Genomic DNA, 14,663 nt, shown 5'->3' with positions numbered 1-14,663 from the left:
TGTTATGAAAAAAATCCTTATTACGTTTCTGCTGTTTTTCGCGTCAGCCCAGGTGATGGCGGCGGACCCGATCACCCCGGATCAGGAGCAACGCGCTCAGAAGCTGATCTACGATTTTCTGTTTAACGACCCGGATTCGCCGCGTATCGGTGCCAAAAATCCAACGCTGACGCTGGTGGTGTTTACGGACTACAACTGTCCATACTGCAAAAAATTCGATCCGTATCTGGAGAAGATCGTTGAGAAACATCCGCAGGTGGCCGTGGTGTTTAAGTTTTTGCCGTTCCGTTCGGAAAGCTCGCTAACCGCCGCGCGCGACGCGTTAACCGTCTGGCGTTCACACCCTGAGCAGTTTATGAAGTTCAACGAAACCCTGATGGCGAAAAAAGGGTATCACGATGATGCCAGCATTCAGGAGGCGCAAAAGCGCGCGGGCGTGAATGTTGCAACGCCGGATGATACGAGCCTGGTCACGGTAAAACGCAGCCTGATCATCGCCGAAAAACTGGGTATTCAGGGGACACCGGCCACGCTGATTGGCGAAGGGCTGTTACCCGGCTGGGTGCCTTTCGAACAGTTTGATGAAATGGTCACCGATGCACTGAAAAACCGCTAACCTGAAGGGGGCCTCAGGCCCCCGAACAAACCGGAGAGGGACATGAAAAAATTACTGTTACTTTCGCTGCTGACCGCGTCAGGGCTGGCGCAGGCTGCGGATGCTATACCTGATGTCGTGAAGACCTTTAGCGAGCAGCAGGAGATTAAGATCCTCAAGAAGATCGACGTGCCCGGTGGCGCACCCGCCTGGCTGGGACAATATCAGGACATGGGGGTGACGCTCTTTCTCACGCCTGACGGAAAGCACGTTATTTCGGGTTATCTCTATGACGAGAAGGGTAAAAACCTCAGCGAGGGTATTTTCCAGAAAGAGATCTACGCCCCGATGGGACGCGAAATGTGGAAACAGCTTAACGCTGCGCACCCCCTGAAAGAGGGGGCGGATAACGCGCCACGCAAAGTCTTTGTCTTCGCCGACCCGTTCTGCCCGTACTGCAAGGCATTCTGGTCAGAAGCACAGCCGTGGGTGACGGCGGGTAAGGTGCAGCTCAATACGCTGCTGGTGGCGTTTCTCAACCCAAACAGCGGCCGTAACGCATCTGCGATCCTGAATGCAAAAGATCCGGTTACGGCGTGGAAGGAGTATGAACTGTCCGGCGGTAAAAAACTGCCTAAACCGGAAGGCACCGCCTCGCGTGAAACCGTGGCGATACTGCAAAAACACCAGGCGTTAATGGACAGTCTGGGGGCGAATGCCACACCGGCCATTTATTATCTCAATGACCAGAATGAGCTCCAGCAGGTTGTCGGTATGCCGGACGCGAAGCAGCTTGAGGCGATGTTCGGGCCGAAGCCGTAAAAAATCAGGCAGAAACAGGGCGTTTCTGCCTGACTGTACTTAGCTTCCCCAGCGTCCTTTCAGGTAGTTTACCGCCTGCTGCGTCTGCGGCTGGTTGAGGTAATCTTCGCGGAACAGGATCGTGCCATTCACGTTCGGCAGGGAGTCGTTGAGATCGAGCTGTTTTTTCAGCTCCGGCACGCCGCCCTGAACCGTCCAGTCCGGCTCATTTCTCGACGGCTCGCCCACTTTATAGAACGCAATGCCGATGTACAGACGGGTATGGGTCGGTTTCACCACGTCGGCCCACCATTTGGTCAGCACGTCATAGCGTGCCGCATCGCGGGAGAAAGGCCAGTAGATTTGCGGGGCAATGTAGTCCAGCAGCCCCTGTTGCACCCACTGACGGGTGTCAGCGTAGGATTCATCATACGCCGCCGCGCCACGGGTGTCGGATCCTGCCGGGTCAAAGGAGCGGTTACGCCAGACACCCGCCGGGCTGACACCAAATTCAACCTGCGGTTTTGTCTGTTTGATCGCCCGAGAGACCTGCACAATCAGCTGCTGCGTATTGTGGCGACGCCAGTCGGCTTTGGAGCTAAACCCCTGGCCGTATTGTCTGTAGGTCTGCGCATCATTCAGCGTTGAGCGGGGCGATTCGGCATAAAAATAGTCATCAAACTGCACGCCGTCTATCGGGTAGTTCGCCACCACCTCGGTCACCACCCGGGTTATCCAGTCACGCACCTCCGGGATGCCCGGGTCGAGCACAAACCGATCGCCTGCGATGCGAACCCACTCAGGGTGCTGCACATAGACGCTGGACGGTTGTTGGTATGAGGTGCGGTTCAGCGCGGCGATGGTTGACGGTTTGGTATTGGTTGAAACGCGATAGGGGTTGAACCAGGCATGAACTTTCATCCCACGCTTGTGGGCTTCATCGAGCATAAACTGCAGCGGATCGTAGCCCGGATACTCGCCAATATTGCCGGTAAGCATATCTGACCACGGCAGGATTTTGGACGACCAGAGCGCGGTGCTGTCCGGTTTTACCTGGAAAAACACCGTGTTAATTCCCAGGCGTTTCAGATTGTCGAGTTTGTCGATCAGCGCCTGTTTTTGCATCGCAATACGCTGGTCAGCACTGCGGCCATTCACCGACGCGACCGGCGGCCAGTCGAGACGGGAGACAGTTGCCAGCCAGATCCCACGCATCGGCTCGTTTGCCTGCTGCGTCGGTTTGCCTGGGGTCGGGAGCGGTGTGACCAGCGACTTTGGGGGTTTTGAGGAGCAACTAACAAGTAAAAGCGCGCAGCCAAGCAGCGCACCAGTCCGTTTTACATGTCGCATCATTTGCGTATTAGCTCTTGGTTATCCGACTATTGGCCCAGGGGTTAAAGGCGGGCGCCTCGCGTTCAGCGGTCCCGTTATCATTGAGGGAATCAAGATACAGGGCCTCGACCTCCGCGCGTGCCCAGGGGGTACGGCGCAGGAATTTCAGGCTCGACTTCACGCTTGGGTCATTTCTGAAACAGTTAATTTTGATTCGATCGCCCAACTCGCGCCAGCCATATCGCGCCACCAGGGCGTTGACCATCATCTCCAGCGTAATGCCATGCAAAGGATCTTTGGAAATATGTGCAGTCATAGGCGTCCGGTGTCTCGATTTTCAGGGGATTGGGGTAAACGCTGAAAGGGTACAAGAAAGCAGGGGAAGCGGCAATTTTCCTTTTCCCCTCGCTCACTTTATGACGGATTCTGTTCTCTGATTATCTCCGACGGTTTTCCCCGCTTTGTTTTTGATCGTGAATCTGATCAACACCGCGTCCTGACCCACGGGTGTGACCGTAAGCGCTTTTACAATTTTTCCGGAGTCTGCGGCGATCGTCATTGTCATCGTGCCCTCTGCCAGCACCTTATCGCGCTGGGTAACACGCCATATCAGACGGCATTCATTGCACGGTTTCCAGGTGTCATTGATTGCCCAAAGACGCAGGGTCGCCGCTGCGCCGGACATCCACTGCGCAGTGACCGGCTCAATGGAGGGCAGGATGGGCTGATACGCGCGTTTTAATGCGAAATACCCGGCTTTAGGTTTGCGCAAATAGTCCACCACCCCCCAGTTGATAGAGGGCCAGGTTTCTACAAACATGAAATGGAACAGTGCCGTTACCGGCTGGTATCGCTGCCTACGATAGCTCTCTGCCGCCGTGGCCACCAGTTGTGACTGATAGGCCTGCGTATTGTGGATCATCTGTTTAATGTTATTGCCGCGCGCGATGCCGGCAAACTTAAAGGTCTGGAACGGCTGAAAATTATGGTATTTCCAGAGCGTCCAGCCGGGGTCGTCGGCGGCGGTCGTTTTAGGCCACAGATGTGATGCCGGGATAATGGTTTTTAGCGTGGACAGGCGGGGAAGGGCCTGTGCACCGAACTCGGTAATGATACCCGTTTTGGCCGGGGCAAGCAGATCGCGTACGGTACCGAAATACCATCCCGCCCAGTAATGCTCCTCCACGGCGGAAAAACGATGCACAATGCGGGAGGTATCTTCGGCAAGCGTATCCGCGACTTTTTGCGTGAGGTCGCGATTAAGGTTTTTGTTCCAGTCCGGGAAGCGTTTTTCCATCCAGGGTGAATTCCAGGGCGGTTCGTTATGACCGCCCCAGACGATGATGGCGGGGGAATTACCGAACTGTTCGATCATCTCGCGAGTCTGGCGAACCGCATTTTTCGTAAAGGCCTCACTGTTGTCGTAGCCCCACTGCAGCGGAACATCCTGCCAGATTAGCATTCCCATCTCATCGGCAACCTCATAAAGCGCGCGACCCGCCACGTGTCCGTGTACGCGTATGGCGTTGGCGTTCATGGCCTTAACCAGACGAAGATCGCGACGGTATTTCTCGCGCGTCATGGTGCTGAGCCACGGGGAGCCGATGTAATTGCTGCCCTTAATAAACAGGCGTTTATCGTTAATAAGCCAGCCTGTGTTACCCGGCTGTTCTACTATCTTGCGCAGTCCGGTGCGGGTGACAGCCGTATCCATTAACCCGGTTTTATCGCGTAATGAGGCGCGAACCGTATACAGGTGTGGCTTCCCTGTGCCGACCGGCCACCAGAGTTTTGCCCCCGTCATGGGCAGCGTAACCTGCACGGAATGGGCGTTGCTTTTGAGGGTGACCGGAAAGTCAGCCTCAAAGCGTTTGCCGTTGAAGTTGGCGGGGGTTGCGGTAAGCCGCACGGTAGCGCGTTCCGACTGGAGGGCGCGATAGCGTATCTCAGCCTTTAACGCCGGATGCGTCAGTCCCTGCGTCCAGTCGGGGCGCAGAATAATGTCATCAATGGTGGCTCCCCGGCTAAGATGCAGTCTGACCGGTGCCCAGATGCCGCCAGAGTTCGCATCCTGACCTTCAGGTGACCACGCGCCGCCTGGACGAGTGTCATGCTGATTAAGAATCCCCTTCATGGCGGTTTTATGCAGAGGCCAGACCGTCTGCGGATCTTCGAAGGGGCTATCAACCCTAATTATAAGCTGGTTGTGACGTTGTAACGCTCCGGTGGCATCCAGCGAAAAGCGCTGGAAATAACCCTCATGCTGGCCCAGTGACTGGCCGTTTAATGTGACATCGGCCAGGTAGTCGACACCGTCAAACACCAGGGTGGTCATGATATCGGGCGGTTGAGCGGGGAGGGTAAAAGCGTGGCGATACCACAACGCCCCCTGATGATCGTACCCGGCGCTATACCAGTTGGCAGGTACGTTCAGTTTACGCCAGCCTGCCCCGGCAGACCGGGGGTTATCGTTGGCGTCCTGAACCTGCCATACACCCGCAAGAGACCAGCTTATCGGTACTGAAGTTGCCATCACCGAGGGGGTCAACAATGCAAAAAGCAGCGTGCAGTTACGAATCATGAATAACATTTACCCCACGATTGGCGAGCCAGGCCATCAGGCGCCGTGATTCCTTATGAAGTTTGGCATTCAGCATCGCAAGCTGTTGCGTCTCCAGCGTATGCGCTTCGCTCTCCAGCACCTGCAGTTGCTGTGCGAGACCCCGGAAGTCCAGCGTGACGGCTTCGCCGCGCAGTTTATGGGCCGCACGGCGCAGCGTTTCACGGTCATCACGGTTGATAGCCCGGGAGATGGCTTTCACGGCCCCATCCAGTTCTTCACCAAACAGGGTCAGAAGTTCCTGGACCAGGGCGGGATCGTCAGCGCACTGGTTCAGCAGGCGAGCTTCATCGGGAAAGTCCAGTGAATCTTCGCGCTGAAGAACGCGGGCAATCTCTTCAGCAAGACGTTCCTGGCTGATGGGTTTGGCAATATAGCCATCGAATCCCATATTGAGACAACGCTCTTTATCCCCCTGCATAGCGTGTGCGGTCATGGCGACGGTTGGCTGAGCAGGGCCGGGTAGGGTCTGTTCCTCTTCCCGAAGCCGTCGAATGGCGGTTTCACCGTCCATTTCGGGCATCTGAAGGTCGATCAACAAAACGTCCCATTCTCCCGAACGCCAGCGTTCAAGCAGAGTGAGTCCATTGTCGACGATCTGACAGCTATGGCCGAGGCGTTCAAGCAGCCGTGCTGCCACCTTCTGATTGACCAGATTATCTTCAGCCAGCAGGATGCGTAGCCCCTTACGACCCGATGACGCGACTGGCACGGGGAGGGCTTCACTCATTAGCTTCGGCAACCGCTCAAAGGCTGCGGCAATGGCCTGATGCAACTCGTCCTGCGCGATGGGTTTATGCAGATAGTGTTTGATACCAATCCGTTTCAGCATATTGCTGTCAAAATGTCGGCTCATGGAGCTCAACATGATGATATGACTCTCCGCCGTCTGCGGCAGAACTGAAAGCTCCAGCGCCAGAGAAACCCCGTCCATTTCAGGCATTTGCGCGTCCAGCAGTATTAACGGCCAGGCGGGCCCCGCTTTAACCCGATGTATCGCCTCGCTGGCTTTATTGACGCAGGTGGGTTTCAGCCCCATCTGGCTGAGCATTGCGGCCAACAATCGCAGATTCGTTTGGTTATCATCGACCACAAGCACCGGCTCCCCGCTAAACCGTTTGCTGTACGGCCGTTCTTCCGGGGCCAGAGGCTGCGTCGCCAGCGGTAGCACGAATGTAAACTCGCTGCCTTTACCCGGTTCGCTGGTCACGGTTAACTCCCCCCCCATCGCCGCAACCAGCCGCGCAGAGATAGTCAATCCAAGCCCCGTACCTCCATAGCGACGAGTTGTTGAATTGTCCGCCTGGCTGAAGGCTTCGAAAATGGCATTCTGTTTATCCGCCGGTATACCAATACCGCTGTCACGCACCCGAAAACGCCAGCGATGCTCGCCATCTTCCGGCTCAATAATCAGCATGACTTCCCCCTGGTGGGTAAATTTGAGCGCATTTCCCAGCAGATTGGTGAGGATCTGACGTAGCCGTGCGCCATCCACCAGCAGTACGTCGGGAACGTCAGGCGCTATATCAACCAGAAGCTCAATCCCTTTTTCACTGGCACCCGGCATGTGCGGACGAATAAGCGACTGAATAAAGGGGCGCACGGAAACCGGCTCTGTCTCCAGTTCCACTTTGCCGGCTTCGATACGCGAGAAATCAAGAATGTCGTTAATGATGTGCAGCAAAGACTGGGCAGAACTCATCACCAGCGTAAGGTAATCACGCTGATCGGCATCAAGAGGGGTATCAAGGCACAGTTGCGTCATGCCAATAATACCGTTCATAGGCGTGCGAATTTCATGACTCATATTGGCTAAAAATGCACTTTTCGCCTCATTCGCCTTTCTGGCCTCCCGGGCGGCATTGATCGCCAGTATTTCGGCCTCTTTACGCCGGGTAATATCCTGTAGTGTACCAATGACCCGCTCAGCGTTGCCCTCGATGGAGAGCGTCACCACCTGGCCGGACAACAGCATCCAGCGTAACCCTTCTGTGGGGTGATGAACGCGGATTTCACATTCGAAGACCGGACGGTGGTCCTGTTTTGAGGCCTGCAGTGCCTTGCGCAGCGCAGCGCGATCGTCCTCATGAACCTGATTGAGCAAAAAACGCACCGGATAATGCCACCGCATGCGTGACTGACCGAGCATGGACAGCAGCGTGTCGTTCACCTGTAAAGTGTCACCAGAAACCTGCCAGTCCCAAATTCCGATATGAATGGATTCCGCCGTCAGCAGAAAATCGTCATGTAGCCGGTGGCGCGACCGCTGCGCTTCGTCAAGCTCCGTGATATCACTATGCAGACTGACGATACTGCCGTCCGCAAGCCGCTGATGTTGAACAAAAATGCGTCGTTGACCAGCCTGTCTGACTTCACAATGTTTATCCTGCCGACAGTTGCGAACGATGGATTCACGCAGCGTTTGACGAAGGCCTGGATCGACGTTGTAAACAGCGTCAATGAAACGTTCTGCCAACTCTTCAAGAGGCGTACCTGCTTTCAGCCACGGAGTGATGACCGGATAAAACAGGGCAACGCTGTGATTCCAGGCCACCAGGTGTTCATTGCGGTCATAAATCATGACCGCAGCCGGGAGCGCGTTAAGATCATAGTTAAATGAAGGCATTGTCATGCTCCTTACGCCCGGTAATGCAGTTCTGCCTGTCGGCGCAGGTATTCCAGCCCAGGCGCAATAGCCATCGCCCATGCCGTCAGGATCTCATCGTCGCATTGCGGATCGCGCAGGCTCACCGTGTTGAGCATCGCTTCCCGCCAGAGGGCAAAAAAACGCGGCGGAAGGTGCAAGCCGTCATCGCTTTGCTCCCGCGCCAGGCGCTCAAGAAAATCCGGCACAATCAGGGCGCCATCTACCGCCAGCATGGCGAAGAAACTTTTAAACAGGGTTTGCTGGCCTTCCTGATCCGGCAGACGGGCAAAATGTGCTTCCGTCTCAGGTGACATATGCACGAAAGCGTCGTAGAACGTCTCGAAAAACGCCGTTTTTTCATTATCCGGGAAGACGCGGTTCAGGCTGGATTCAAATAGATCGCGGTAGAATTTCACGGCGTCCTCCTTATAGCGTTTTCACCCGGCAGACAACGTCCCGGGGGGGCATATTGATCTGCCAGACGGTGGGTAAAGTAGCTCTCTTTCCTTGACTGGCGGGTATCAAAGAGAGGCCCGGCGTTATGTTTAAAGAAAAGGGCTTCCAGCACCATGGCATTGGTGGAGAGGGTGAGGGCAGCATTGGTATCGCCCGTGGCTTCAAGGCGGCCTTCATACCAACCTCTTTGCGGATCGTTAAGGTGTTTTGTGACTGACATCAGCTCGTCGGTGTAAGGGGTATCCCACAAGGCCCACAGCGTAAAGACCGCTTTGGTCGACACCTGCGCGAACCGGGTGTAGTCCCGGCCATCATCGCCTATTGAGTTCCAGGCATAACCATTTCCCCAGACGGTATCCTGTATATGCCAGGGGGCCTGTGAGAGCGCGAAATCAGCACGCGCTGTCAGGATTTTATCGATCTCCCAGCGGGTCTTCTGACTCAGCCAGACGTTTTCTGCTTGCTTACGCAGACGCTTTTGTCGTTCGGCCGTCACGCCATCGGGTTCCCAGCCAAACTCCAGACCTGGCAACATGTAGGGAAGAGTGGTAATCAGGGAGGGCTGCCACGTGGTGCGCGGATCGCGGGCATCCACGGCCAGCCGCCGCTGCGCGATGATGACGTGATGTACCGGCGGCGTAAACGCCTTCTCCGCTGAAAATCCCCACAGATGAAACGCCGTCGCGGCATATTCGCTTTCGCCCAGACGCAGCTCCTCACGCACCACCGGCTGGCCATTCTGCAGGGAAGATGACCACAGTTCGCCCTCGTTATCGATGACCGGACAGAAATTCCACCGCAGAATGATTTTGTCCAGATACTCACCATATTGCGGCTCACGCTCTGCAGTGAGGCGCAGAGCGAGCATCAGGCGAGCCATGTCCCGGGCAGACCAACCCTGTCTGACCGGGTTGCCGCTAAAATCGATAAGCGTTGCTGTCTGGCTGGAATAGAGCCGCCCTGGTGTACGGGTATCGGTCAGCATCAGACGGTTGAGTGTCCCCATCAGTCGGGTTAAGCGGGCGTCATACTCGGCATCCTGAATCAACCCCAGCTCTTTTGCTGAGAGCAGCGCGATAAGTGTATCGCCCATTTGCCAGAGCGTGACGCGCGGCTGTTTGTCGCTTCCGTTGACCAGCCCGGTTTGTGGCTGGGTATTGTTGACGAAATAGCGCCAGGCAATTGCCGCCCATTTCTGCTCTTCCGGCGTCAGGGTGGCGAGGCGAGCAGTGGAGTGCCAGCCACCGTTTATCAGCCAGCGCCAGCCAGCCCCCTGATGGCCAAACAGGGCAAAAACCGCTACGCCTGCGAGGAGTAATCCCGCGAGCCCTCTGGCTAAGGTTTTAAGCATTGCGCAGTCACCGGAGGCAGTTTAACAGGCTCGTCCGCGCTGCAGGATGCGCACTGACAAGCCTGACAGGCGGGTTTGGTGCGCAGCGTGACGCCGGTCCGGTCGCACCAGCTTTTTACTGCCGGTGTGCTGGTAAGGAACGGTCGGCTACGCAGCGCGTTGTTCTCTTCAAACTGATCCAGCAGCTTTTGATCCCACAGTGACGGGGCAAAATCCTTGCTCTTCGGGTTGTCGGTATTGAAGGCCAACAGTTTTCCCTCTTTTTTGAATAACAACGCCTCCAGCATGATGCCGTTATTGTTCGCGGTGAACTCTTTGATCGGCCCGTCACCATTTTCATACAGGCCTTCGTAGTAGCCTTTTCCCTCTTCGTTTGCATTCTCAATGGTATTCAGCAGGCGGTCCGTGTAGGGCGAGTTCCACAATACCCACATCCCCAGCGCCGCTTTCAGTGAAATCGCGGCAGCGCCAGGGACGAACTGGCCTTTATCGGTGATGGTGTTCCAGTTAAAACCATCGCTGAATACGGTGTCATAGACGAAATATGGGGGTTTATCGAGCTGGTGTTCAGAGCGGGCAGTGAGGACGCCGGTGATGGTATAGCGGTTCTCCTGTGCCTGGTAAACGCGGTCGGCAAAGTTCTTCATCCATGTCAGGGAGTAGTCGCGGGGCGCGTTATCGCGGTCGGTCGGTTTATCGAAGCCGAACTCCAGCCCGTAAAGCAGGTAAGACTCCGTCACAACATAGTTATGTTGAGATGTGTTACGCGGGTCGCGTGTATCATAGGGAACGAGTACGCAGTAAATTTCGGCCAGCTCATAAGGCTGCGGGCGACTGGCTTTACAGGTATTAAAACCCCACAGCTGGAAACCCGCCGCGCCGTACTCTTCATAGCCCAGTCGACCTTCCTGAACATATTTGGGCTGGCCATTTTCCAGATAGGCACCATACAGGGTACCGCAGGGATCAATCACATGGCTGAAATCCCATCCCAGTACCACGTTATCTATGCTGTTGCCATATTCCGGGTAACGCTCTTTGATAATTTTCAGCCAGACCAGCATCCGTCCGATATCCAGGGCCGAGAAGCCAATTTCACCGGGCTTGTTGGTATAGTCCACTTTCTGGCCGCTGATGGTGTTATACGCTTTGTTTGGCAGCTCGTTGCGGAACAGCACCAGCGTGTTTAGCGTGGCGAGAAACTTCAGCATTCTGCGATCGAATTCTGCTTTATCAATGATCCCCAGTTCACGCGCCGCCGTCATGGCAGCCAGATAGGATGCGCTGTCCCACATCGTGGTAGAGGGATATTTATTGACCGCATTCACCAGGCCCGTCGTGGGCTGATAATTCGCCACAAAATACTGCCAGGCATTTTTCGCAATGGTCATCTCTCTGACCGTCAGCTCTCCACTGCGCGGGGCGTAATTCGATGCTGGCAGCCCGGTTTCCGCACGCACGGTCGATAATGCCAGCCAGCAGATCATTATTCCCGTCAGCAGGTGAAAGAAGATCAGGGATCGTGGCTTCATGGCGTTGCTCCTGCAGAAGTGGATGGCCGTGGGGCCGTGTAGAGACAGGCCAGACAGAGCATCTGGCCATGCGCGATATAAGACAGGCTTTCCAGCACAATGGCATTGGTATCCGCATCTACGACGGAATTAACGCTATTGTTGAGATTTAATCCTCTTTGCCAGCCTTTGCCCGGCACCTGAAGCGACTCTACCTGCTGGCGCAGCGCTTCACTCCAGCTATTACGAAACAGGGCATACCAGGCAAACGCAGAACGGGTTGAGGTAATGGCTACCTTCTCCGGTGCTTCGTCGCGCAAGGCGCGTGCCTGTACTGGCTGTCTGTCTGGCAGGTCGGTAACATAATCCGGTGCCGGTTCGGCATAATCCGTGCTGACAGGCGGTTTTGGTGTACGGAGGTGGTGGCGACGCTGCTGAATTTGCATAATTCGCCACGCGATTTCCGCGCTCTGGGCATCAAAACCCAGCTCAAGACCGGTTAACAGATAGGGCAGGCTGATCAGAGAGGTCTGCTTGCCCCAGGGCGTACGTAACCCTTCATCGGGGACCATGATGCCATCCAGGTCGATCATCTTTTGCCCTTCAGGCGGGTTGGTGACCGCGAGGCCCGCTGCACTGTCAATCAAACGCAGGGTATGGCTGGCATAGAGTCGATAGCCAAAGCTGTCCCGCTGTTCATCGGCAGTCAGCGTCCAGTGATGAAGCGGCACGGCCGCCTGGCTTTGAGTGTTATTTTCAATCAGCGAGCCGGTACGCCAGTGGCTAAACACATCACCAACCGCCGCGGCGTGCTGAGGGTAGCGCCACAGGAGAGTCTGAAGTGCCGTCAGCAGGCGGCTGAGCCCTATGGGCGAGGCGTCTGATTTGCCGAGGATCTTCAGCGTGTCCGCATGATAATAGGCGGCCGGGAGCCCTTTATCATTGAGCGGTAGCGCCCCCAGCGTGAACAGGGCGGCGCCGATCCGCTCGTCAAACTCATCGGTGGTAATAATATTGAGTTGCTGTGCAGCGATGGTCGCAAAGAGATAGCTTCCCACGCTCCAGAGGCTTAGCCATGGCTCACCGTCGCTGGCGTTCGCCAGCCCGTTTGGCTGGGTATTATTCACGTAATACTGCCATGCCACCCGCGCCCAGATGGCTTCGTTATAGGTCAGTTCGCGTGTCGCAGGCAGTGGAGGGAAATCTTTACTGAGCGCAATGCCGCCGCTGCTTTCCACACGCGAAGGCATTTGTTTCTCAACCCACACCACAATGGCAAAACCGAGCAGGAACCCCAGCAAAATTGTCAAATAACTGCGCGCAGAAAGCAGGGCATCGCGTCGTCTCATTGGCTGACCTCTCCCTCTTCAGTTGGCGTCCACATGGCCGCAAAAATCAGAGGGAGCATGGCGGCGATATTGACCGCCCCCCAGAAAATATTGATGACGTAACCAGATGGATCGTCAACCTGGCCGCGAGCGACCTGGATTCCTCCCCAGAGAAGCCCCGCCAGGGTCAGTACCACGATGGCAATCTGCGGCTTCACCAGATAGAGAAAACGGCCGGTTTGCCTCTCTTTCGGCGTAACATGAAACTTGATTTGTTCGCCTCGCAGCACGGTGTTGAGCGCGCGCAGATTCATGGAAAAGAAGGAGAGGTAAGAGGCCCTGCCGTCCCAGGCCGAAATCCCCCAGGTGCCGAACATAAAGGCCAGCTCAGAGAGGATAAAAAAGGGCAGAAAGTGGAGATAGAACGGCGTCGACCAGGCTGAAACCGGTGGAATGCCGGTGAACAGGTAAATGATGGGCGAAATCAAAAACACCGTGTTCCACACGCAGGCCAGATAAGACCAGAAGGTTGTGGCGTACATCAGCGTCTGAGGGAGAGAAAGCTTAAAGCGGCGGCGACTGAAGATATTGTCATGGAACAAAATATCCAGCGAACCGGCGGCATACTTAAAGCGCTGGATCATCCATGTCAGCATATCCTGCGGGGAGAGCATTTTCGATTCAACGCGCGGGTGCATGACCGAACGCCAGCGTCTTGCGGCATCACCGTGCAACAAAATTGAGGTATAGATATCTTCCGATACGTGGAATTTGTAGGGCGTTAATTCGGTGTCAAATGCCACGTGCGGACGCATCGCATTCTGCAAGGCTTCCCGCGTTTCTTCGTCACGGATATCCCGGGTATGGCGATGGATCTCCTCTTCAACAGACCAGGCATAGCTTCTCAGTGCGGCCTGCATTACGGCCTCACGGCGGTGAATGGAGGCCGCCCCACAGCAGAATGCCGCATTGGCCCAGTTGCGGCGTCGCAGGATCACGTCATAGAACATGCGCGGGTCGTTGAAAAACGGATCGCGGCCAAGGGTCACCGGGCCAACCAGCTTCTGGATCGCCCAGCCCAGGCCATAGCCAACTTTCCCTGCTTTACGGTGTCCCCAGTGTGACAAATTTTCGCCTTCCGGCAGGTCGAAGAACCATTGGGGGGTCTGTACCCAGGCGACATCGGGGTCGCGAAAATAGCCGAGCGTATGGCTGAGAAGAGTAGGGAAGACCCGGGTATCGGCATCGCAAATAACAATGAAGTCGCCGTCGGTTTGCTCAAGGCCGTTGCGCAGATTGCCGGCCTTAAAGCCGATGTTAGTCTGGCGACTGATGTAATTGACGCCTTCCTCTTCGCAGACGGCTTTCATCTCCGGGCGGCGGCCGTCATCAAGCACGTGGATCCGGTAGTCAATCGGGAAAGGGTAATCCATCTTCAGCGCATCCTGAATGGAGAGCCGTACCAGCTCGGTGTCTTCGGAATAGGTTGCGATGAATAAATCCACTTTAACAGGACGCGGTTCCGTGGCCTCCTCGGGCGACAGACAGGCGTTAATATCGCTGGGAGGGGGACTTTGCGGTGGATCCTCTTCTTTCCACAAATTGATGGTAAACAGCACGGTTCCGATCCATGCCAGGGTTTCGGCGAGGACCAGCGGAATGGCATACCACAAGGCATCGGTATTCAGGGAGGCGGTCCAGCGCCAGTAAATATAATTTGCGCCCAGTATGAGCGCCGCGACCGCTAACACCTGCCAGGTCATCATGACCCAACGTGGCGTTTTTAACGGTTCCGGAGGTTGACGATGTTCAAAACGGGAAAAATAAAAATCCATAGATCCGGCTTTCCTGATTCCGTGAAAATGCAGCCCCATTCTGCGGCGCAGACAGTTACCCGAAGGCCAAAGAAAAAGCGATTGAACGAAATTTAAGGTAAGTGTAGAACGTCGAATAAAAGTGTCCAGCCATGCACATGAGTAATATTTAGCATGGGTTAATTGGATGTAAATTTTGCTTAATCCA

At 55.6% G+C, this 14,663-nt stretch carries 11 protein-coding genes; 2 read left to right on the top strand and 9 right to left on the bottom strand.

Going from position 1 to position 14,663, the window contains the following annotated elements:
* The first annotated feature begins 4 nt into the window (after positions 1-4).
* The gene (locus AC2FAK_RS12545; RefSeq protein ID WP_023619625.1) at positions 5-616 is read left to right on the top strand and encodes a DsbA family protein; all 612 of its coding nucleotides are present in this window, start codon (positions 5-7) and stop codon (positions 614-616) included.
* Positions 617-658: 42 nt separating this feature from the next.
* Positions 659-1,417 (top strand): thiol:disulfide interchange protein DsbG, encoded by a 759-nt coding sequence (dsbG, locus tag AC2FAK_RS12540; protein ID WP_020688674.1) that lies wholly within the window; start codon positions 659-661, stop codon positions 1,415-1,417.
* A 39-nt stretch (positions 1,418-1,456) separates the two neighbouring features.
* Here the strand turns inward: dsbG and AC2FAK_RS12535 are convergent, their stop codons facing one another.
* From AC2FAK_RS12535 to AC2FAK_RS12495, 9 genes are all read right to left on the bottom strand, one after another.
* Positions 1,457-2,749 carry a glycoside hydrolase family 10-like protein gene (locus AC2FAK_RS12535; protein WP_095455242.1) on the bottom strand — a complete coding sequence of 431 codons (1,293 nt, stop codon included), beginning with the start codon at positions 2,747-2,749 and terminating at the stop codon, positions 1,457-1,459.
* Positions 2,750-2,756: 7 nt separating this feature from the next.
* On the bottom strand, positions 2,757-3,044 hold the full coding sequence (locus AC2FAK_RS12530) for a VF530 family protein (RefSeq protein ID WP_094084638.1): 288 nt from the start codon (positions 3,042-3,044) through the stop codon (positions 2,757-2,759).
* Between the two features lie 93 nt (positions 3,045-3,137).
* Entirely contained in the window at positions 3,138-5,309 is a 2,172-nt protein-coding gene (locus AC2FAK_RS12525; protein ID WP_095455241.1) for a glycoside hydrolase family 2 protein, read from the bottom strand.
* Positions 5,299-7,974 (bottom strand): response regulator, encoded by a 2,676-nt coding sequence (locus AC2FAK_RS12520; protein ID WP_095455240.1) that lies wholly within the window; start codon positions 7,972-7,974, stop codon positions 5,299-5,301. Before AC2FAK_RS12520 ends, AC2FAK_RS12525 begins: the two co-directional genes overlap by 11 nt.
* Before the next feature lie 11 nt (positions 7,975-7,985).
* On the bottom strand, positions 7,986-8,411 hold the full coding sequence (locus AC2FAK_RS12515; protein WP_045294136.1) for a globin family protein: 426 nt from the start codon (positions 8,409-8,411) through the stop codon (positions 7,986-7,988).
* On the bottom strand, positions 8,408-9,802 hold the full coding sequence (locus AC2FAK_RS12510) for a DUF3131 domain-containing protein (protein WP_095455239.1): 1,395 nt from the start codon (positions 9,800-9,802) through the stop codon (positions 8,408-8,410). Before AC2FAK_RS12510 ends, AC2FAK_RS12515 begins: the two co-directional genes overlap by 4 nt.
* Positions 9,787-11,289, bottom strand: a complete 1,503-nt coding sequence (locus tag AC2FAK_RS12505; RefSeq protein ID WP_058679094.1) for a DUF3131 domain-containing protein — start codon at positions 11,287-11,289, stop codon at positions 9,787-9,789. The genes AC2FAK_RS12510 and AC2FAK_RS12505 overlap by 16 nt, the downstream gene beginning before the upstream one ends.
* 41 nt (positions 11,290-11,330) lie before the next feature.
* Complete coding sequence (locus tag AC2FAK_RS12500; RefSeq protein WP_045294132.1) at positions 11,331-12,662, bottom strand: DUF3131 domain-containing protein; 1,332 nt, start codon at positions 12,660-12,662, stop codon at positions 11,331-11,333.
* Positions 12,659-14,476 carry a glycosyltransferase family 2 protein gene (locus AC2FAK_RS12495; protein WP_095455238.1) on the bottom strand — a complete coding sequence of 606 codons (1,818 nt, stop codon included), beginning with the start codon at positions 14,474-14,476 and terminating at the stop codon, positions 12,659-12,661. Before AC2FAK_RS12495 ends, AC2FAK_RS12500 begins: the two co-directional genes overlap by 4 nt.
* Positions 14,477-14,663: the final 187 nt, after the last annotated feature.

Source organism: Enterobacter cloacae complex sp. 394F7 (genome assembly GCF_057320385.1).
This window is presented reverse-complemented; position numbering and strand designations above follow the sequence as displayed.